Annotated in this window: 24 protein-coding genes; 18 read left to right on the plus strand and 6 right to left on the minus strand. The window is 32.1% G+C overall.

The genetic code is table 11. The annotated features are described in order from the left end of the window. The first annotated feature begins 7 nt into the window (after positions 1–7). Both V6624_RS07940 and V6624_RS07945 read left to right on the plus strand, forming a co-directional pair. Positions 8–724: a hypothetical protein gene (locus V6624_RS07940; RefSeq protein ID WP_111288428.1), complete on the plus strand. Its 717-nt coding sequence runs from the start codon at positions 8–10 to the stop codon at positions 722–724. 10 nt (positions 725–734) lie between these two features. Next, entirely contained in the window at positions 735–1,442 is a 708-nt protein-coding gene (locus V6624_RS07945) for a hypothetical protein (RefSeq protein WP_338841497.1), read from the plus strand. A gap of 18 nt (positions 1,443–1,460) precedes the next feature. Here V6624_RS07945 and V6624_RS07950 read toward each other — a convergent pair whose 3' ends face one another. Then, entirely contained in the window at positions 1,461–1,937 is a 477-nt protein-coding gene (locus V6624_RS07950) for a TspO/MBR family protein (RefSeq protein WP_338841498.1), read from the minus strand. Between the two features lie 143 nt (positions 1,938–2,080). Between V6624_RS07950 and V6624_RS07955 the strand changes: the two genes are divergently transcribed. From V6624_RS07955 to V6624_RS07980, 6 genes are all read left to right on the plus strand, one after another. After that, on the plus strand, positions 2,081–3,181 hold the full coding sequence (locus tag V6624_RS07955) for a diphosphomevalonate decarboxylase (protein ID WP_338841499.1): 1,101 nt from the start codon (positions 2,081–2,083) through the stop codon (positions 3,179–3,181). 44 nt (positions 3,182–3,225) lie between these two features. Then, positions 3,226–3,480 (plus strand): hypothetical protein, encoded by a 255-nt coding sequence (locus V6624_RS07960; RefSeq protein ID WP_111288436.1) that lies wholly within the window; start codon positions 3,226–3,228, stop codon positions 3,478–3,480. 45 nt (positions 3,481–3,525) lie between these two features. Beyond that, positions 3,526–4,464, plus strand: a complete 939-nt coding sequence (locus V6624_RS07965; RefSeq protein WP_111288438.1) for a mevalonate kinase family protein — start codon at positions 3,526–3,528, stop codon at positions 4,462–4,464. Between the two features lie 76 nt (positions 4,465–4,540). Then, positions 4,541–5,131, plus strand: coding sequence for a DUF502 domain-containing protein (locus V6624_RS07970; RefSeq protein WP_111288440.1), 591 nt, complete (start codon positions 4,541–4,543; stop codon positions 5,129–5,131). Between the two features lie 59 nt (positions 5,132–5,190). Further along, a complete protein-coding gene (locus tag V6624_RS07975; protein WP_111288442.1) occupies positions 5,191–6,147 on the plus strand; it encodes a geranylgeranylglycerol-phosphate geranylgeranyltransferase in 957 nt (318 codons plus the stop codon). 327 nt (positions 6,148–6,474) lie between these two features. After that, positions 6,475–7,383, plus strand: coding sequence for a pseudouridine synthase (locus V6624_RS07980; RefSeq protein WP_111288444.1), 909 nt, complete (start codon positions 6,475–6,477; stop codon positions 7,381–7,383). 65 nt (positions 7,384–7,448) lie between these two features. Here V6624_RS07980 and V6624_RS07985 read toward each other — a convergent pair whose 3' ends face one another. Together V6624_RS07985 and V6624_RS07990 are read right to left on the minus strand one after the other, a co-directional pair. Next, the gene (locus V6624_RS07985) at positions 7,449–8,051 is read right to left on the minus strand and encodes a DUF937 domain-containing protein (RefSeq protein ID WP_111288446.1); all 603 of its coding nucleotides are present in this window, start codon (positions 8,049–8,051) and stop codon (positions 7,449–7,451) included. Positions 8,052–8,326: 275 nt separating this feature from the next. Continuing rightward, complete coding sequence (locus V6624_RS07990) at positions 8,327–8,827, minus strand: DUF456 domain-containing protein (protein ID WP_111288448.1); 501 nt, start codon at positions 8,825–8,827, stop codon at positions 8,327–8,329. A gap of 166 nt (positions 8,828–8,993) precedes the next feature. Here V6624_RS07990 and V6624_RS07995 point away from each other — a divergent pair, with 166 nt between their 5' ends. Next, positions 8,994–9,479 carry a hypothetical protein gene (locus V6624_RS07995; protein ID WP_111288450.1) on the plus strand — a complete coding sequence of 162 codons (486 nt, stop codon included), beginning with the start codon at positions 8,994–8,996 and terminating at the stop codon, positions 9,477–9,479. A 130-nt stretch (positions 9,480–9,609) separates the two neighbouring features. Here V6624_RS07995 and V6624_RS08000 read toward each other — a convergent pair whose 3' ends face one another. Together V6624_RS08000 and V6624_RS08005 are read right to left on the minus strand one after the other, a co-directional pair. Continuing rightward, a complete protein-coding gene (locus V6624_RS08000; RefSeq protein WP_111288452.1) occupies positions 9,610–10,713 on the minus strand; it encodes a glycosyltransferase family 2 protein in 1,104 nt (367 codons plus the stop codon). Beyond that, positions 10,710–11,654 (minus strand): hypothetical protein, encoded by a 945-nt coding sequence (locus V6624_RS08005; protein ID WP_338841502.1) that lies wholly within the window; start codon positions 11,652–11,654, stop codon positions 10,710–10,712. The genes V6624_RS08000 and V6624_RS08005 overlap by 4 nt, the downstream gene beginning before the upstream one ends. A 125-nt stretch (positions 11,655–11,779) precedes the next feature. Here V6624_RS08005 and V6624_RS08010 point away from each other — a divergent pair, with 125 nt between their 5' ends. The 9 genes from V6624_RS08010 (at position 11,780) to V6624_RS08050 (ending at position 18,502) form a co-directional block, all read left to right on the plus strand. After that, positions 11,780–13,516 (plus strand): WG repeat-containing protein, encoded by a 1,737-nt coding sequence (locus V6624_RS08010; RefSeq protein WP_338841503.1) that lies wholly within the window; start codon positions 11,780–11,782, stop codon positions 13,514–13,516. Between the two features lie 5 nt (positions 13,517–13,521). Further along, positions 13,522–14,076, plus strand: a complete 555-nt coding sequence (gene ruvC / locus V6624_RS08015; protein WP_008466394.1) for a crossover junction endodeoxyribonuclease RuvC — start codon at positions 13,522–13,524, stop codon at positions 14,074–14,076. A gap of 64 nt (positions 14,077–14,140) precedes the next feature. Continuing rightward, a complete protein-coding gene (hemW, locus tag V6624_RS08020; protein ID WP_338841504.1) occupies positions 14,141–15,277 on the plus strand; it encodes a radical SAM family heme chaperone HemW in 1,137 nt (378 codons plus the stop codon). A 79-nt stretch (positions 15,278–15,356) separates the two neighbouring features. Further along, complete coding sequence (locus tag V6624_RS08025) at positions 15,357–16,151, plus strand: cyclase family protein (RefSeq protein ID WP_338841505.1); 795 nt, start codon at positions 15,357–15,359, stop codon at positions 16,149–16,151. 28 nt (positions 16,152–16,179) lie between these two features. After that, entirely contained in the window at positions 16,180–16,581 is a 402-nt protein-coding gene (locus tag V6624_RS08030; protein WP_338841506.1) for a GNAT family N-acetyltransferase, read from the plus strand. After that, positions 16,578–16,928, plus strand: a complete 351-nt coding sequence (locus V6624_RS08035) for a DUF4260 domain-containing protein (RefSeq protein WP_338841508.1) — start codon at positions 16,578–16,580, stop codon at positions 16,926–16,928. The genes V6624_RS08030 and V6624_RS08035 overlap by 4 nt, the downstream gene beginning before the upstream one ends. Positions 16,929–16,931: 3 nt before the next feature. After that, a complete protein-coding gene (locus V6624_RS08040) occupies positions 16,932–17,318 on the plus strand; it encodes a hypothetical protein (RefSeq protein WP_338841509.1) in 387 nt (128 codons plus the stop codon). Between the two features lie 38 nt (positions 17,319–17,356). Further along, on the plus strand, positions 17,357–17,728 hold the full coding sequence (locus V6624_RS08045; RefSeq protein ID WP_095928184.1) for an MmcQ/YjbR family DNA-binding protein: 372 nt from the start codon (positions 17,357–17,359) through the stop codon (positions 17,726–17,728). A 72-nt stretch (positions 17,729–17,800) separates the two neighbouring features. After that, entirely contained in the window at positions 17,801–18,502 is a 702-nt protein-coding gene (locus V6624_RS08050; protein ID WP_338841511.1) for a PH domain-containing protein, read from the plus strand. A 133-nt stretch (positions 18,503–18,635) separates the two neighbouring features. Here V6624_RS08050 and V6624_RS08055 read toward each other — a convergent pair whose 3' ends face one another. Next, positions 18,636–19,736, minus strand: a complete 1,101-nt coding sequence (locus tag V6624_RS08055; protein WP_111288472.1) for a DUF4407 domain-containing protein — start codon at positions 19,734–19,736, stop codon at positions 18,636–18,638. Positions 19,737–19,792: the final 56 nt, after the last annotated feature.

Consider the following 19,792-nt stretch of genomic DNA (forward strand, 5'->3'; position numbering starts at 1 on the left):
ATTCTTTATGAGAGTAAAATTACTTACCACAATTTCTATTTTCACATATCAAATCAGCGTTTCTCAAACCGAAAAAGTATTAGCTGGGAAGGTTCTTTCGCAGAATATTCCGCTTAACAAGGTGGAAGTGATTAATAAAACTGCAAAAACGAGTACGACGACAAATGAATTAGGTGAATTTTCGATTCTCGTTCGTCCAAAAGACAGTTTGCTTTTTTTCTCTAAAGATTACTTTTTTAAAAGATTAAAAGTTTCCCAAGAAAATATTGATCAAAATAATATCGTAGTTATTATGATTTTGAAACCTGAAGAATTGGATGAGGTTTTAATAACAAACATAAAATTTCCCAAAGTTGGACCGGCTGACGAAAATTCAACTATTGTACCAATGGGACCAATATCTACAGGTGTTTACAGCGGAACTATCCCAAATGGAATGGATTTAGTCGCTATTTTCAATTTGTTTAGAGGAAAAAGAAAAAAAGAGCAATTTAAGTTCAAGGAATTGGATTTCAAAAAATTAGCCGAAGCAACTGTTCCATTAGATTTCTTTACAAATGATTTGAAAATAAAGCCAGAAGAAAAAGAACTGTTTTTACAATTTTGTGATGCTGATCCGCAAGCTAAAGTTCTTGTACAGCAGAAAAATTTACTTTACACAATGGATTTTCTGCATACTAAAAACAAAGAGTTTCAAAAATTAAATTCAGGAATTAAAAACTAAAAGCCATTACATGAAGGTAAAATTACTTACTACAATTTCTTTTCTTACTTATCAGCTTAGTATTTCTCAAACCGAAAAATTACTTCATGGAAAGGTCGTTTATCAAAATTCTGTTATTAAAGACGTCGAAGTCATTAATAAAACGGCCAAGACAAGTACAAAAACCAACGATTCTGGAGAATTCTCTATTTTAGTAAAAGCGCAAGACAGTTTGCTTTTCTTTTCTAAAGATTACTATTTCACACGATTAAAATTGAAAGCCAAAGACATTGAGACTAATAAAATTACAGTTAATATGGTCATTAAACCAGAAGAACTAGATGATGTTGTTATCACACAAGTGAAATTTCAAAAAGTAGAATTTGATAGAGAAGCTGTAAACAAAATTTATGTTGATAAACAATCCAGAGACTTAAGTTCTTATACAGGAGTTAATAATGGCACAATAAGAAATCCTGCACAAATATCTTTCCCCTTAGGAGGAGGAAAACCGAAGAAGAGATATGAAATTGATGAACGTTTTAAAAAAATGGCGACTGCATATTGTCCGCCAGATTTCTTTCGCAATAATTTAAAATTGAATGAAGAACAAAAGCAACTTTTTCTAGAATTCTGCGATGCCGATCCAAAATCTAAAACACTTATAGATCATCCGAATGTGTTGTCTATAATGGACTTTTTATATACTAAAAATGAAGAATTTAAAAAACTGGAATAGGCTTAAAAATCGAAAAAACTACTTATTCAGCCACCAAATACTAGCATTCAGAACAGTAGCAAATCCAACCCAAGCTAAATATGGGATTAATAAATAGCCTGCAGTTTTATTGATTTTGATGAATTTTAAATACGTTTCATAAATCATCAGCCATAGAAGAACAATTTCGATTAATGCTAACATAGGATTTTTTAATCCGAAGAATAAATAAGACCAAATTGAATTTAAAATCAATTGAATGATAAAGAAAAGAAGTGCTTTTTTAACCTCTTCTGTGTTTTCTTTTATTCTGTCCCAAACTAAAGCTGCAGCAACTGCCATAAAAATGTAAAGAACTGTCCAAACTGGCATGAAAATCCAATTCGGCGGATTAAAAACTGGCTTTTCTAATGTCACGTACCAAGTCTCAATACTTGGTCTTGTAACCAAACTTGCAGAATATCCTACTGTTAAACAAATAATTAAGGCTATAGCTATTTTTACGAACTTATTCATTTTATCAAATTTTGAATTCAAAAATAGTCAAAAGAAAATTTAAACCATAAAAGTGATATAAGTTCATTCTAGCAAAGTCAATTTATATTTTCTTATATTACTTATATGTTGAAAAAACTATCTTTGCCAAAATTTTATAATTCATGTATTCAGCAGCTGATTTTATACCAAATCCATATACTTCAACAATCGAAAACGGAAACTTTGAATGGAGCGCTCCAAGCAACATTGCATTGGTAAAGTACTGGGGGAAAAAAGACAACCAGATTCCAGCAAATCCATCTGTTAGTTTTACGCTTAACAACTGTAAAACAATTACGAAATTGGTTTTTTCTAAAAAAGACGCTTCGACTCCGCTCAGCGAGACAAATGGTTTTTCTTTTGATTTACTTTTCGAAGGAAAACCAAAAGAAGATTTCAAACCAAAGATTCAGAAGTTTTTAGAAAGAGTTGAAGTTTATTTGCCATTTTTGAAAGAGTATCATTTTACAATTGATACTCAGAATACTTTTCCTCACAGTTCAGGAATTGCATCTTCGGCTTCTGGAATGGCAGCTTTGGCAATGAATTTTATGAGTTTGGAAAGAAAACTAAACCCAGAAATGACAGAGGATTATTTCTATCAAAAAGCTTCATTTTTGGCTCGTTTAGGTTCTGGAAGTGCCTGCCGAAGCGTAAAAGGAAATGTCGTTGTTTGGGGAAATCAAACGAATATTGAAGGAAGTACAGATTTGTTTGGTGTTGAATTTCCATATAGGATTCACGAAAATTTCAAGAATTATCAAGATACCATTTTATTGGTTGATAAAGGCGAAAAACAGGTTTCGAGTACCGTTGGACACGATTTAATGCACAATCATCCGTACGCTGAAAGAAGATTTGCTCAGGCGCATGAAAATCTAGATAAGTTAATTGCCATTTTTGAAAATGGAAATTTAGACGAATTCATCAAAGTTGTAGAAAGTGAAGCCTTGACTTTACATGCTATGATGATGACCTCAATGCCGTATTTTATCTTGATGAAACCAAATACGCTACAAATCATAAATGCAATTTGGAAATTTAGAAATGAAACTCAAATTCCGGTTTGTTTTACGCTTGATGCTGGAGCAAATGTGCATGTCCTTTATCCCGAAAACGTTACCGAAAAAGTATTACAATTTATTCAAGACGAATTAGTTGTATTTTGTCAGAATCGTCAGTACATTTGCGACAAAATTGGAAGTGGCGCAATTGCTTTATAATTTTGCGTATCTTTATACAATAATACATATTTTTAAGTCAGAACATGAATACTGCAACTATAAAACTTTACGATTTATTTAGAAAAGAACTTAATCTTGATGAGAGTAAGACTAAAGAATTTGTCGAAGCAATTGACAGAACTATCAGCGAAGAAATAAGACAAGATAAAAACGAGATAGCTACTAAAGATTTTGTGAAAAAAGAAATTATAGATGCTAAAAATGATATGATTAAATGGTTTGTTGGTCTATTTTTTGCATTGGCCATGATGATTATTGGATTATATATTAAAGGCTAAAAATCAACAGAAAAAATCCTGATAAAAAAAGACATAAAATAAATCATGAAAGGACCATTATTTTATTCAAAAATATTACTTTTTGGAGAGTACGGAATTATCCGCGATTCAAAAGGTCTTGCTATTCCTTATAACTTTTACAATGGCGCACTTAAAAAATCTGAAGAACCATCAGACGAAGCCATTGCCTCAAATAAAAGTTTGAGAAGTTTTGCTTCTTACCTTGAAGTTTTACATACACAGCAGCCAGATTTGGTTACTTTCGATTTAGAAAACCTTAAAAATGATGTCGAAACTGGAATGTATTTCGATTCTAGTATTCCGCAGGGATATGGTGTTGGAAGCAGCGGTGCACTTGTGGCGGCGATTTACGATAAATATGCTAAGAACAAGATTACAGTTCTAGAGAATTTGACACGTGAAAAACTTTTACAGTTAAAAAATATATTTTCTCAGATGGAGAGTTTCTTCCACGGAAAAAGCTCTGGTTTAGATCCATTGAACAGCTATTTAAGTATTCCGATTTTAATTAATTCTAAAGATAATATTCAGACAACTGGCATTCCAACTCAAAGCTTGGACGGAAAAGGTGCTGTGTTCTTATTAGACTCTGGGATTATTGGAGAAACCGCTCCAATGATCAGCATTTTTATGGAAAGCCTAAAAGACAAAGGTTTCCGTGCAATGCTTAAAAACCAATTTGTGAAATATACAGATATCTGCATCGACAACTTCCTGCATGGCGACATGAAGTCTTTGATCGGTAATACTAAAAAACTTTCTAAAGTTGTTTTAAATAACTTCAAACCAATGATTCCAGAGCAATTTCACGGAATCTGGCAGCATGGAATTGATACAAACGATTATTACCTAAAACTTTGCGGTTCTGGCGGTGGCGGTTACATTCTAGGTTTTACCGAAGATTTAGAAAGAGCCAAAGCTTCTTTGAAAGACTATAAATTAGAAGTAGTTTATCAATTTTAAAGTTGAACCTCTTAAAATATTGTTGTGATTTACTGAATACCCTTTCCTAACATTTAATCTTAAAAAATTATTGCCTATGAAAAGTATTTTAAAAATCATTAAAGCAACTTTTTTAGGAGGAATTCTGTTTTTAGTGCCGCTGGTTGTACTATTAATTGTTTTGGAAAAAGGATATGGTATTGTACAAAAAACAACACTTCCGCTAGTAAGTAATTTACCAAAAATAAGTGTTTTAGGACTTGCTATTCAAGAACTCATCGGAATATTGATCATAATTCTAATTTGTTTTGTTGCTGGATTACTGGCAAGAACTGCAGCTGCAGAAAAATTAGTCCAAAAATTAGAAGACGGAATTTTAAGTTTTGTTCCTGGCTATTCATTTATGAAAAGCATGAATGAAAATATATTAGGTTTAGAATCTAAAGATGATTTAAAAGTAATTTTAGTTCCTACAGATGCTGGTTTACAATTTGCTTTTTTAATAGAGCAAGTTAGCGATGAAAAATTTACCGTTTTTATACCAGATGCTCCAAATCCGTGGAGCGGATCAGTGGTTTTTGTAGATAAAAAAGATATTACAGAAATCGATATTACACAAAAACAAGCTTTGGCCTGTATTAGAAAACTAGGTTATGGTTCTAAAGAATTGTTAAAAAACAAACTCTAAATTTTTGAATTAAAAAATATCTTTTAACTTCCCTCATCTAACCCAACAAACCAAACTTTATGTTAAGCAGACAACAAAAACTTTTAATAATGAAAATTGTTAGTCTGTTCTCTGTGGTTAGGGGTTATAATATTCCTATAATTGTTTTAGCTCAATATTTATCTGCGATTTTTATATTGGCGCCAGAAATTAGAGCATTGGATATTCTTCTTGATTTTTATTTGTTTCTAATTGTTTTTGCTTCGGCTATTACGATCGCTTCCGGGTACATCATCAATAATTTTTACGACAGTCAGAAAGATTTAATTAATAGACCCAACAAATCGATGCTGGATCGTTTGGTTAGTCAGAAAACAAAATTGAACGTTTATTTTAGCTTAAACTTTCTTGCTGTTTTAATGGCTTCCATTGTTTCATGGAGGGCTTTTCTGTTCTTTTCTGCTTATATTTTCCTAATTTGGTTTTATTCTCATAAAATAAAAAAGTATCCGATTATTGGGAATTTAATGTCGGCGTTGCTCGCTGTGACTCCGTTTTTTGCCATTTTACTGTATTTTTACAATAAGATTTCTTTTGAAGAAATTGAGAATCACATGAGCCATTTTATAGTCATATCGGCGCATGCTATTTTCTTATTTCTACTTTTACTAATTCGTGAAATGATTAAAGATTTAGAAAATCTAAAAGGCGATTTAATAACCCAATATCGAACAATCCCAGTTTTGTATGGCGAAAAAATCTCTAAGCAAATCATTACGGCTTTGACCCTTTTGACTATTTTACCGGTTTATGTTTTGGTTAATATTCATGATGTTGGTTACATGGACATTTACTTTTATGTCTGTTTTGGAGTTTTACTTTTTTTCTTGATTTATCTATGGAGATCAAATTCTAAAGAGCAGTTTTTAAAACTTCATAATGTTTTAAAATTCCTTATTGTTTCCGGTGTTTTTTGCATTGTATTGATTAATCCTAGTGTTTTATGGCACGGAAAGGAATTGATTTCTAATTATTAAGATTTTTATTCTGCGAAGTCAGCTTTTGTGAATGTCTGTGATATAATCAAAATCTTTAAAGAGAAGCCAATTGCTTGATTTTAGCCCCGATTACTTCACTTAATATTTATTTTCATAGGAGTTCAGTCAACTTTGTTTGCAGTGGAAATCTTTTTATTTTTTCCTTTAAAAAATAAAAAATTGAAACGAAAAGCGGGAAACCATATCTCAAAAAAATCCAATTGTACTGCTTCTGAACATCTTAAAACAAAACGCTATTAATCTAAGAACATTGAACTTAAGATTTATTAGCAGGAAAAAACTATCTTTGCACAAATTAATGATTCTATGAACAACAAGGAAGGCAACAATAAAAGAGGCGGATCGAGACCAAATAGCTCACGACCAAACTCTAACAAGCCAAAACCTCCTATGGCTAAGCGCGCGCAAGGGCCTAAAAAAGTAAAACCTGAAGTTAAAGCTGCTCAGGAAGCTGCTGCTGAAAAATTTAGAAAACAAAATCAGCCAGCAAAGAGACAAAAGGCTTCAGATGAAATTCGTCTAAACAAATACATCTCTAATTCTGGTGTTTGTTCTCGTCGTGATGCCGACATTTATATTCAGTCTGGAAACGTTAAAGTTAACGGTACTGTAGTTACTGAAATGGGTTATTTAGTAAAACTGAATGATGTTGTAAACTTTGACGGCGTTACATTAACTCCTGAAAAGAAAGAATATATTTTATTGAATAAGCCTAAAAACTTTACGACAGCTTTTGACGAAGGTCAGGAATATCGTAACGTTCTTGAACTTGTTCGTGGCGCTACAAATGCAAAAATTGCTGCTGTAGGAAGAATGGACAAGAATACAACTGGTTTATTATTGTTTACTAACGATACTGATATGATTCGTAAATTTACGTTGCCGAATCAAAAATCGCCTAAGATTTATCAAGTTTCTTTAGACAAAAACCTGAAATTTGAAGATTTAGAAAAAATCAGCAAAGGTTTAGTTCTTGACGGACACCGCGTTTTTGTTGAAGAAGTAAGCTACATTGATAATGAACCAAAAAGCGAAGTTGGTCTTAAACTGCGTACTTCTAACGTAAAAGTAGTGCGTGCTATTTTTGAGTCTTTCGAATATAATGTATTACGTATCGATCGTGTTTCGTTTGCCGGATTGACCAAAAAGAATCTCCCTCGCGGAAACTGGCGCTTTTTGACCGATCAAGAAATTATCAATTTGAAAAACATGTAATTGTTTTTCAAATTGTAAAATTATAATGAATCCTGTTTTCTTTTGAAAATGGGATTTTTTATTTTTTAGAAACTAAAGAAATTATGTCCGAAAAGGGTAAATATTGATCTTCCGATAGATTGGTTTTTTTCTTCTACTGTTTCGTAATTTGAAAAACCTAGGATGATTTTGATTCCGGGAGGAATGCTGTTTAGGATATCTCTTTTTTGATCGTCTAAAAGGAGTTTTAAACTTTCTATTAATTGAAGATTGAATCTTAAGTAAGACATTACAAGTAATGCTGAAAAGTTAAGTATTTCGCGAGCTGTTTCGCTTTTTATACCTACTTCGTTTGAAACCATTTCTGAAATTCTTCCTTTTTTATTTTCGAATAATTCTTTCAGTAAAACATTTCCTTCCAAACGGTAACAGTCGTCGACTGATAAAATTCTGCCTGCATTAAAATCTACTTCCTGGTAAAAAGTAGAATCTTCTTTGATTAGTGAAACTATTTCAGAGTAAAAATCAGATTCTTCGGCTTTGTTGTAGAGTCCCATTAAAATTGTGCCAATCGAGACGTCTATTCCCTTGATTAAAAGTGCATCGTTCTCAAAATAAAACTTGTTTAACTTGGAGACAACATTAGAAGAAATAAAGCGTCTAAGTTCAATTTGTAGGTTTGGGGTCATACTCATAACTTAAAAAAATGATTATTTATACTCGTTTAAAATAATCGATAAAGTGAGGCTTTTTATCGTTTATCGTGATAAAAATATAAAATATTTTAACATTTCCAAAAATTAAGTTAAAAATTTGCCTACCTAGTAACCAGTTCTTAACAGTAAAAATGTGTTAACACCAATAAACACAACCCTTTCGTATTCAAACACAAAAGAAAAAAATATCAGAAAAACTTCACATTTATTTTTTTTAGCAACGCAAGAGAGTCAAAATTGTTATATAATTAAAAAAAAATGTTTCGATATTCCCACACAATTTTCAAGAAAATACCCAAATAAGTGATTGAAAAAAGAAAGTTTATAAAGCTCGAAGCAAGAAATCCAAGTAAAGATCCTGTAGCTGCTTTTAACGCTCGTTTATGGTTTTGAGAATCATAAATTAACTCTCCAATAAATGCTCCCACAAAAGGCCCAATTATGATTCCGAAAGGTATCGGAGCTATAATTCCAATAATCAAACCAATGTTCGTTCCCCATACTCCGTAAGAGCTTCCGCCAAATTTTTTAGTTCCTTTAGACGGAATCACGTAATCTAATATAGTAATGATGACCATTAGAACAAAAGTAATCCCTAAAACCCAATAATTATTTTCGACTGCTTTGGTAAGATATAGTAAAAGCAATCCAACCCAACAACTGGACAAACCAGGAAGAACGGGAATAAAACTTCCAAGAACACCAACAATTACGCATATAAAACCAAGAATGAGCAGTAATAAATCCATATATTCTTTATAAATTTGTTCTTACAAATTACTATATTTATTCTTTACAAATACAGCTTTTACAATGTATTCTTGCAAAGGTTAAGATTCAAAGTTAGAGAAAGATTCTCAAAAAAATAATCGTATTTTTATATCATCATTTGTTTATTCATTCAACACCAAAATCTTGAGGCAGTTTTTTCTTCTTTTTATATGCGTTACTTTTCATTCTTGTCAATATTTTGAGAAGCAGGTTCCGTCTGAAAAAGAGTTACTTCAGAAAGAATTGAAATCAATTAATTGGAAAGAAGTTGACGAATATCCATCGGTTCCAAGCTGCGAAAAAATTACTGATAAAAAATTGCGTCAGCAATGTTTTTTTGAAGTTATGTCTAGTCTTATTCAGGAAAAACTAAATATAGACAGCTTATCCATAATGTATCCGGAATTGGATACAATCGAGGTAAAAATAACTGTTTTTCCTAACTCTAAGATGAAGTTTGAGCCTCAGTTTCCTAAAGATTCTGTAGTCTATGACACCATAAAAATCGATAGCATTCTGCGTGCACGTCTGGTCGATTTCCCAAAAGTAAATCCGGCTATAAAACGTGGTATTCCAGTAAAAACGCAATTTATTTTGCCCGTTATTATAAAAGCAAAAGACGATAAATAGTTTTATGAGGAGCTCATTCCTGCTGTCCGCTATATTCCCGATAAACAAAAACTACGGCTAAAAAGCCTTGTTTTTCTAAATCGGGAGATGCCGCTCCCATCAGGGCTAGGGCACTCAATTTCAAAAGAAGCTATTTTCTAAACTGACGATCTTTCCATTCGTAAGAACCAAACAAACTATACAAAGCCACAGCCGAACTAAAAAATGGATACAGCAAACTACTCAATAAAAGGCTTTTTATTCTAGTTTTTGTCAAAAATTGATTCGTTATTGAAAGCAAAACATAATCAATTGCAAACTTAGAAAAGGCAAAAATCACAAAAATTGGATACAACCAAATTCCGAAAAGAAGTGAGAAAAATCCAATTACAAAACTCAAATTTCCAAAGAATACTATCAATCCCAGAAACTTTCCGAAAGTGCTATTATATGAACTTGTTTTCGCCGCCCAACGCACTCTTTGATAAAATAAAAATTTCCAGTTTTCGGTTGGTTTTGTTGTTACAATTGCTTCTTCTGCTTTTAAATAATGAACTTTTTCAGGAAACTTTTGAATCGCTTTTTGCAGTAAAAAAACATCATCTCCGCTGGCAATTTTATCATTCCCTTCAAAACCATTTAAACTTTCGAAGAATGCTTTTGTATAAGCAAAATTAGCTCCATTGCACATAAAACCTTTACTCAAACCAAAACTTCCAATTGTAGCGCCTTGCAGACTCGTCAAATCCAATTGCTGAAAATGGTCTAAGAATGAGTTTCCGCATTTATACGTTACAGCGCCCGCAAGCATCGAAACATTATTTGCCTGAACATAATTATCAAACGTTAAAAGCCAGTTTTCAGGAACAATACAATCTGCATCTGTTGTAATAACCCAATTGGTTTTTACGTGTTGCATTGCAGTTGTAATAGCATCTTTTTTAGGAGATTTGGAAACACGAATATTGTTTATTTGTGAAATGTGAAATGTGAAATGTGAGACTTGAAATTTTTCATCTGAAGCATCATCAACTAAAATTACATCAAATAAATCTATTGGATAATTTAGCTTTGAAAAACTTTTTAAAAGTATTGGCAAATTTTCTTTTTCATTCCGAAAAGGAACTATAATCGTAAAACTTGTTTTTGGTTCTAAATCTTGTTTTTGATATTTTTTTATTTTTAAAAAACCATAAATCAGCAACGCAATGCTAATTACATAAATTGCTAATATGGTGAATAATCCGAAAATCATTCTGGAGTTTTCGTTTTAAAATTCAGCACAAAATAGCTTCCCAAAACTACTGGAAGAACTACGTTTAAAAACCACATTAAAGTGCTTATAAATACAACAATCCATTCGTTGACACCCAAAATTCCGAAGAAATAAATCGCAACACTTCCTTTTACTGCAAAGTCTAAAAACTGAAAAGTTGGCAATGAAGAAGCTAAAAAGTAAACTGATGTTATCGCTGCCATCAAAGTTAAATAAGGCAAGTCGACATCAAAACCTAAAAACAAAAAGTAATATTGATGTGAAAAAACCAAATAACGGCAGATTCCTAAAAAAATGTTTTTCTGATGAACTGGTTTTGGAATTTCATTGATTTTATGAATCAGTTTTTCAATTGAATATCCTTTGACTTTTATCTTTTTAATTGAAAACAAAATAATTAGAATCAATACAAATCCACCAAAAAGAATCAAAACTGTTCTGGTCGTAATTACATTAAATTGCGCATTGAAATATAGTAATCCAAAAATTCCAAAAATTACCGTTAGAATCATCTGGATTCCGTTGCAGATTAAGTTTAAGAAAACCACTTTTTTGGCTTCAGATTTTGGATAATACAACGCTTTTCCTGCATACTCTCCTACTCCATTTGGAGTAAAAATCCCAGCTGTAAGCGCTGCTAAAACCTGTTTCGTAGATTCGTAAACTGATATTTTATGAATAACCTGAGCCAGATTCTGCCATTTCAAAATCTCAAAATAGCGATTCAAAACACTCAAAAGCAGAATAAAACCAATTCCTAAAACCGACTGATTTTTTTGGAATAAAGCAATAAATTTCTGCCAGTCTAATTTATCGTTGTTTGCCAGCTGATTATAAATAAAATAAAATGCGCCGCCAACAATTAAAAGTTTGACTACGAGAACTAGGAATTGCTTAGCTTTGTGAGGAATTGAAATCATGCCGCAAAAGTAATCAAATGTGGCAATTAGGAAGTGAGAAAATGAGTCAATTTTCTAAACTTGAAACTTGAAACCAAAATCTATTGACACAAGAACGCATCATATTTGTTTTTTTATTAATGCTAATGATCTCATGTAGCAAAATTGACAATGATGCGCCAAAACAGTATGTTAGAATCATGGGGAAAGGCTCTTGGGGATATAATGATGAAAAAGGAAATGTAATTATTCCTTTAGGAAAATATAAATTCCTAAATCCATTGGATGAGAAAGGAATGATACTAGCCGAATTAAAGAACAAACATGGTTATATTGACATTCATGAAAATGTAATTGTTCCTTTTGATTATGATGATATTAACCTGTTTAGTCAAGATTTCGCTTGTGTAAAAAAGGACAATAAATATGGTTTTGTTGATCGAAACGGAAAAATTGTAATTTCTATTCAATTTGAAGATGAAACCTATTTTCAAAAAACAGGATTAGCTCTGGTCAAGAAAAACAAGCTCTATGGTTTTATAAACAAACAAGGAAAAGAAATAATTCCTATTATTTATCAAAACGCAAATGAAGGTACTACAGACAGTTTAATCTCTTTGAGTAAAAAAGGAAAATGGGCATTTTTTGATTCGTTTGGAAAGCAAAAATCTGATTTTATTTATGATGAAATTGCTTTAACTAATATTACTATTGACGGAGAAGGTGAAAGTACCTTTTGGAAGAATGGGTTAATTTTAGTTCGAAAAAACAAACAAATTTCTTATTTGGACAAAAATTTAAAAGAAGTAATTCCTTTTGGAAAATACAACACCGGCGAAAGATTCAATAATAACAGAATTGCCATTGTTTCTAAAAATCATAAATACGGAATCATTGATGAATTTGGAAAAGAGCGAGTAAAACCAGAATATGATGCCATCGAACATCCTGAAGAATCCTATCATGAATCTGAAATTTTTGTTGCTAAAAAGGGCACTAATCTCGTTTTACTAGATGAACATGGGAAGAAAATCTATGATAACATAAAAGACTTCTCTTTTGATTACTGCCGTATTAATAAGAAAATTGAAAAAATCTATCATGTTCAGGATTTGAATGGAAAATATGGTGCGGTTAACACGAAAGGAAAATTGATAATTCCTGTTATTTATGATGAATTTCAAGATTTTGGAAGTAATTACAATGCGATTGTAAAGTATAAAGGGAAATTTGGATTAATCGATTCTGATAACAAAACAGCTTACCCGATTGAAAATGAATCAATCTATTCAGTCGACAGAAGAGATTTAGATTATTATGTTATAAAAAGAAATAACAAGTATGGAGTGATTGATAAAAATCTAAAACCAATTTTTAATTTTGATTTTCAGGATTTATCCCCTTGCTTTTACGATACAAAAAATAGATTTATTGCTAAACAAAACGATAAATTTGGCGTTATAGACAGAGCAGGAAGAATAATTATCGCTTTTGAATATAGTGAAATGTCCAATTGGGTTGAATATGGTCCTGGTGAAAATTATCATTTCGTAACAAAAGATAACAAACATGGTTTAATTACTAGAGAAGGAAAAACAGTTATCCCAGTAATCTATGATAGTCTTTTTTATGATAGTGATAAAATAATTATTCTATCTAAAAATGGTAAATATGGTGTTGTTACGATTCAAAATAAACAGGTAATTCCATTTATGTATGAAAAAATATATCTGGAGCCGAGTTTCTTTTCAAAGAAAAAAGAAACTGAATTTTACGTCTTGAAGAATGGAAAATATTCGATAATAAACGATAAAAATGAAGTAATTAAATCGGATCTTTCCAAAAATGAAGTAGAAAATAAATTCTCTTATTATTACAATTAAAAAAATTGACACAAGAACGCATCATATTAGGTATTGACCCCGGAACCACCATTATGGGTTTCGGATTGATTAAAGTAATCAATAAAAAAATGGAATTTCTGCAATTAAACGAATTGCAACTTTCCAAATACGACAATCATTACCAAAAATTAAGAATCATTTTTGAACGAACGATCGAACTAATCGAAACGCATTGCCCAGACGAAATTGCGATTGAAGCGCCTTTCTTTGGCAAAAACGTACAATCGATGCTGAAATTAGGTCGCGCTCAAGGTGTTGCAATGGCAGCAGGACTTTCAAGAGGCATTCCGATTACAGAATACGAACCAAAAAAGATAAAAATGGCGATCACCGGAAACGGAAACGCCAGCAAAGAACAGGTTGCTAAAATGCTTCAACAGCTTTTAGGCTTAAAAGAATTACCAAAAAATCTCGATTCAACAGACGGTTTGGCAGCTGCGGTTTGTCATCACTTTAATTCAGGAAAAGTCGTAGCTGGAAAAAGCTATTCTGGCTGGGATGCTTTTGTGAAACAAAACGAGGATCGAATTAAAAAGTAGTTTTCAGTCGCAGTCACAGGTTACAGCTGAGACTGAGACCGAAAACTGAGACTGAATACTAAATATGAGCGGCATCTACATTCACATACCTTTTTGCAAGCAGGCTTGTCATTATTGTGACTTTCATTTTTCGACTTCGATGAAAAAGAAAGACGATATGGTTTTGGCTTTGGCCAAAGAAATTGGTATGCGTAAAAATGAATTTAAAGAAGAAATTGTAGAAACAATTTACTTTGGAGGCGGAACTCCTTCTGTATTGTCAAATGATGAAATAAACTTTTTAATTTCAGAGGTTTATAAAAATTATAAAGTTATCGAAAATCCTGAAATTACTTTGGAAGCAAATCCTGATGATTTATCTTCTGAAAGAATTCTAGAATTATCTAAAAGTCCGATAAATCGTTTAAGCATCGGAATTCAGTCTTTTTATGAAGAAGATTTGAAGATGATGAATCGCGCTCATAATTCGGCGGAAGCCAAAAAATGTTTAGAAGAAACGACAAAATATTTCGATAATATTTCATTGGATTTAATTTACGGAATTCCAGGAATGAGCGACGAAATGTGGAAACAAAATATACAAACAGCTTTGGATTTTGGAATTCCGCATATTTCAAGCTATGCTTTGACGGTTGAACCAAAAACAGCTTTAAGTAAATTAATTCAAACCGGAAAAGTGGCTGAACCACAAGATGAAGTGGCTTCAAACCATTTTATGATTTTGGTCGAAATGCTTCAGAAAAATGGTTTTATACATTACGAATTATCGAATTTTGGAAAGGAAAATTATTTCTCCAAAAACAATTCGGCTTACTGGCTTGGTAAAAAATATATCGGAATCGGACCTTCGGCACATAGTTATGATGGCGAGAAAAGAGGCTGGAATATTGCCAACAATTCATTGTATTTAAAAGCAATTCAAAACGATGAACTTCCAATTGAAAGTGAAGTCCTGACTGTTTCAGATCGTTATAATGAATATATCATGACGGGTTTACGAACGATTTGGGGCGTTTCTTTAGACAGAATTGAAAAGGAATTCGGATCAGAATATTTGAATTATTTACTAGAACAATCTCAAAAGTTTTTAAACGACGATTTGCTTTCTATCGAAAACAACATTTTAAAACCAACTCCAAAAGGAAAATTTTTAACGGATGGAATTGCTTCAGATTTATTTTATCTAAATTTGGATGAATAAAAATTAGCCACGAAGACACAAAGACTCAAATTTATTAAACTTTGTGACTTAGCGTCTTTGCGGCATAAAATCCAAATTTGTGTTAGCAAAAATCAACAACTTCGAAATCGACTTATCAAAACCCATTGATATCTCTATTCCATTAACAAATACAGACGAAAACCCGATTGCTTGGTATATCGAAAAACCAGTCATTGAACCAGTAGTTTTTGGCGACTGGATTGGGAAAGTTTCGGAAGGAAAATCATCTACGAATTTTAATAATATTTTCTTCAATCCGCATGGGCATGGAACACATACGGAATGTTTGGGACATATTACAAATGATTTTTACAGCATTAATCAGTCGTTGAAACAGTTTTTCTTTTTTGCTAAACTGATTACGGTTGAACCTGAAAAGATTGAAGATGATTTTGTTATTACAAAAGATCAAGTTCAAAAAGCTTTGAGCGCTTCGACTCCGCTCAGCGTAACAAACCCTGAAGCAATTATCATCAGAACACTTCCAAATTTAAAAGAAAAAAAGTCTCGAAAATATTCCAATACCAATCCGCCGTATTTAGCTGAAGATGCCGCGATTTTCATCCGCGAAAGCGAAATTCAGCATTTACTGATCGATTTGCCAAGTGTTGACAAAGAACATGACGAAGGAAAATTATTGGCGCATAAAGCGTTTTGGAATGTAAAAGACACGCATAATCTAAATTCTGACGCAAGATTAAACGCAACAATCACAGAAATGATTTACGTTTCAGACGAAATTGAAGATGGAAATTACATACTAAATCTTCAAATCGCTTCGTTTGAAAATGATGCAAGTCCAAGCAAACCTTTATTATATAAAATTTTAGATTACTCTACTTCAAAAATCTAAAATCTACATTCTAAAATCTAAAATTAAAATGATAACCGTTTCTACAGATAAAACCAAACTCGACGTTCCGTTTATACAGAACTTTTTAAAAGACATTTACTGGGCTGCGGGACGAACTATTCAAGAAGTCCAGCGTACGATTGATGCTTCAGTTTGTTTTGGAATTTATTTAGATGACAAACAAATTGGTTTCGCACGCGTGATAACCGATTATGTGGTTTTCGCTTATTTAATGGACGTTTTTATTGATGAAGAACATCGCGGAAAAGGCTACTCATCAATTTTAATTCAAGCGATGATGAATGAGCCTCAATTGCAAGAAGTTAAAATCTGGCGATTGGCAACAACTGATGCTCACTTTTTATACGAGAAATTCGGATTTACAAAACTAAATCATCCTGAAAAGATGATGGAAAAAATAGTCAAATGAAAACAGTTTTAAAGCTTGAGGAAGTTGCTTTATTCTTTCTTGGAATCTTTTTGTTTAACCGCTTAAATTATGAATGGTGGTGGTTTCTTACTTTAATTTTAGCTCCCGATTTATCAATGATGGGTTATGTTTTTGGAAACAAAGCTGGAGCATTTCTATATAACATCCTTCATCACAAAGGAGTTGCGCTTTTAATTTATGCCATCGGATTTTATTTAAGTATCGAAATGGTGCAATTAGCGGGAATTATTTTATTTTCACATTCGGCAATGGATCGTATTTTTGGTTACGGTCTTAAATACGAAAAAGGCTTTAAATACACACATTTAGGTGAAATTGGTAAATAAACTATGATTAATAAATTAGAAGACAACATATTATTCATTAATCCAGATAATAAAAGTCAATCGATTGTTTTTAATCTGAAATCTTGGATTCATATTATTGAAGCAATAATAGAGAAGTTCGCACTAAAAACAAATGATGAAGCAAAAGATATATTGTTTTCTTCATTTCTTATCAAAAATTTTCATGTAGAAAATTATAGCAATGTATTCTTTTACTGTAATGAATCAGAATATCATTGGGCAATGTTGGTTTCGCATGGTGATCAATATTGGCTAAAAGGAATCAGTTCTGATGAACCCGAAGACTATTTCGAATGGGAAAATCAATATCGAAAAAAACACAATTTAGCAGAGGAAAGTTTTGTTTTTAGTGAATCACATTATAAATGAACAATTTATTTTTAGGTGAAATTGGTAAATAAACAGTTATGAATTTAGAAACGTTTTACGAATATTGTCTTTCAAAAAAAGGAGTCAGTGAACATTTTCCTTTTGATGAAGACACTTTGGTCTTTAAAGTGGGCGGAAAAATGTTTGCTTTGTCTTCGCTTTCTCAATGGGAAAAAAATGAGCAATCAGCAAATTTAAAATGCGACCCAGACCGCGCACAGGAACTTCGAGCAGAGTATGACGAAATACAGCCTGGATTTCATATGAGCAAAGTACACTGGAATACCGTGGCTTTGAACGGAAATTTACCTGATAAATTCGTGAAGGAACTTATAGATCATTCGTACGAATTGGTTTTCAAAAGTTTGACAAAGAAAATTCAGAATGAAATTATCGAATTAGAAAATTAGGCATTACATTTGCACGGTGAGATAAAAACTTAACAACCCCAATCAATTTGCAAATTAGCAATTAAGAGAATCATGAAAGAACAATTTAAAAAATTTCTGAACGAAGAACAAGATCCTAAAGCGATTGAAAAAATCACTTCTAAACTTACAGATTTATTGATGAAAGGTGAAGAAGTTGGTTATATCGCAGTACAAAAAAAACCTGCAATTACTGTTTTTCCAGACAGTATTGTATTAACAAACAAGCGTATCATTATCTGTAAACCTAAAAATTTAGGTCTTTCTATGGATTTTACTGATTACACTTGGGATGATATTGCAAGTACTTTTGTAAAAGAAAACATCTTAGGTTCTGAGTTTTCATTTGGCACAAAAACAGATTTAGCTGTTTCTATTGATTATATTCCGAAAATTCAGGCTAGAAAAATTTATACTTATGCTAAAGAACAATTGGATTTATTGAAAAATCCAGTTTCTGCAGGAACGCCAGTTCAGGAAATTGTTGAAGAAGCAGAACCAGAATTTGAAGATGAAATCGAAGAAGTTGAAACTGAAGAAGTAACAAGCTTTGCAGAAATTTTACCTGCTACTCCTGCTGTTACAGAAACTTATGAACCGCTTCCGACTCAGCCAGCTGGAGAACGTAAATTAAGTGATTTATCTAAAGAAGAACTTTTTGATAAATTACAGAATTACAAAAAACTTCTTGATAATGGTTTGATCATGCAAGGAGAATATGATGCTTATAAAAAAGAGATTTTAAGCTACATGTAATTTAAAAGTACAAAGTTCTGAGTACAAAGTACAAAGATTATTGACTTTGTCTAAAATAAAAAAAGCCCGAAATAGAGATTCTATTTCGGGCTTTGCATTTAAACTTTGCACTTAGAAACTTTGCACTTTGTACTTATAAAGTCGCTTTTTGTTTTTCTACAAATTTATGCGATTGCAGTTCCAGTAACTCTTTGGCATTTTTTCGCTGTAAATCGAATAAACCTTTATCTTCTGCAATATCAGCGTACACTTTATCATGCATTTCGGCGCTTGTTTTAACCAATAAATCTCGTTGGTATTTGTTTTGGGCTAAAGTCGCTTTCATAGCCGTTTCGGCTTCTTCTTGTTTGAAATCGAATTCACCTTTTGGTGCTAATAATTTGGCAATAATTGGAGAAGTTTCAATTGCTAAAAACAACAGCATAATGAAAAATGACGGAAGCCAAGGCAGTTTGTTTAACGCATTGATACGCGCCATTAATCCGTCAAAACCTTCTATTATAGGCTGAGTCTGTGAAACCTTTTTGTCCAAATCGGCTTGAAGCTGTACGCCTGCTTTTTCTTTTTCAGCAATTTTAGCTTCGTTTGTTTTTTTCAGCGTTTCAAATTCTTTTAGAGCTGCATCATGCTTTTCACGTTTTTCTTTATAAACTGGACCTTTCCCTAATTTCTTAGTTCCGGCAGTCCCTTCGGCTTCGGTAATATAAACCGAATACAAAGCGTTTACTTCTTTCTCTTTCTTTACAATATCCGCTTTAAGCGCTGCGATTTCTGCTTTATTTTTATCTAAATCTGTTTTAAAATACGTCCCAATTTGTTTTTTATTGGCCAATTCCATTTCGTTTTTCTCTTTCAACAAAACAGTATTGATTTCCTTTTCGAAAATCTTAATTTCTAAAGGTTTAGAGATTACAATCGCAATAATAATCGCCAATATAATACGTGGAGTTGCTTGCAGGAATTCATCCATAAAACGATCCCTCTTTTTAATCGTAGAAACAATAAATCGGTCTAAATTGAAGATTAGTAAACTCCAAACAAATCCAAAAATTAAAGCGGGATAAATAGAATCGAAAACGGTAAAAAGTGCATAAGCACTGGCTAAAAAAGCCATAACTGCTGTAAAGAATACGGTGGCACCAATACCAACATATTTGGTTTGTTCGCCTTCTGAGCAGTCTTTCAAGAGATCACGGTCGGCTCCTGAACATAGGATAAAAAATTGTTTTAACATGATTGATGATTTTTGATTGTGATTGATACGGCAAATTTAACGCCAAATTTTCAAAT

The sequence above is a fragment of the Flavobacterium ginsenosidimutans genome, from assembly GCF_037478105.1.
Taxonomy (GTDB): Bacteria; Bacteroidota; Bacteroidia; order Flavobacteriales; family Flavobacteriaceae; genus Flavobacterium; species Flavobacterium ginsenosidimutans.